Genomic DNA, 1,157 nt, shown 5'->3' on the forward strand with positions numbered 1-1,157 from the left:
TCCCCACGAGTCTGTCACCGTAAAGGGCTGTGCCAACACACCAGGAATCAGGTTCAAGGCCAGAAACAACAGAAAAAAAGCAACTTTCCCCACAAAACACCTCCCGTTTGATTTGCTGGGTTTATGTGCACCCAGGATAGAAATATCAGTTATGGTTTTTGCAAGCACTTTTTGAGTTTGCTTTGGTACGGCTCTATCGCCAGGTCGGTGCGCGCAATGCAAGTCCCTTGTGTGGACACACCTAGCCCCGGGGCTCGATCTCTAATGGAACCTGGTCTACCGAATCGGCAAAAACCTGGTAGGTCTCCAGCCGACTATGCTCTCTGAAAGCTTCACGTGGCAGGCTTGTGCTCCTGGCGTGGCCCTCCTTAAACTGGGGGCTTTCAACCCATCCCGCAAAACTGGCCTCAGACTCCCAAAAGGTCATCACAATGTAGGGTTGTTCTGCGGGGTTGGCTGGTCTTAGCACCTGGTTACGGATGAAGCCAGGCATGGTATCTACCAGGCGTGTACGCTCGATAAAACTCTGCTCAAACAGCCCAGCATGCTCTGGGTTTACGGCGATGCGGTTCATGGTGACAAACACAGCGGGCCTCCCCTGGTAAAGAGACTAAGGCCGGGATTTCTGAATGTCAAGTATTCCAGTCGGATTTATTGAGTTTCTAGATTTTCCACTGTAATTTGCAGAGGTATAGACAGTTAAAACCATCCAGACGCACAAAGCAGGAGTAGGCCTTTTGGATCGACAAGGGCTCTGACCATCCGGCGACCTTGATGGGGGTCATTACTGCCACGTCACCGGCTACAGGAGATGTCAATGTCAGTTCACTTGGTCGTGAGAGGTGCGTTTTTTGGAAAACAGAATATGGTATGGGCACTAATTGCGATTCATCTGAGCAAGGAAGCATAGCCAAGAAAGCACCTCTTCGATAACTTTAGATGGGATATAGGGACAATTGTCCCCTTGACAATTTCACCAACATGTTATATTTTCGATCAACAAAAACGATTCCGGAAACGATTTTATACCGTTCTGGACACCTTAAAGGGGTGAAGCTATCAATATGCGTGTCTCGATTCAGGATGTGGCCCAATTAGCAGGGGTTGCGGTCAGCACTGTTTCTCGGGTACTCAACGGCTACCGCGATGTTTCTGAG

The 1,157-nt window shown here is 49.4% G+C and carries 2 protein-coding genes; one reads left to right on the forward strand and one right to left on the reverse strand.

Annotated elements, in window-relative coordinates:
* Window positions 1-241: 241 nt before the first annotated feature.
* Window positions 242-586 (reverse strand): antibiotic biosynthesis monooxygenase, encoded by a 345-nt coding sequence (locus Q0288_RS17060; RefSeq protein WP_299433301.1) that lies wholly within the window; start codon window positions 584-586, stop codon window positions 242-244.
* A gap of 478 nt (window positions 587-1,064) precedes the next feature.
* Between Q0288_RS17060 and Q0288_RS17065 the strand changes: the two genes are divergently transcribed.
* The coding region (locus tag Q0288_RS17065; protein WP_299433304.1) for a LacI family DNA-binding transcriptional regulator at window positions 1,065-1,157 on the forward strand (93 nt) is incomplete at its 3' end.

It is taken from the genome of uncultured Meiothermus sp., assembly GCF_937863175.1.
Taxonomy (GTDB): domain Bacteria; phylum Deinococcota; class Deinococci; order Deinococcales; family Thermaceae; genus Meiothermus.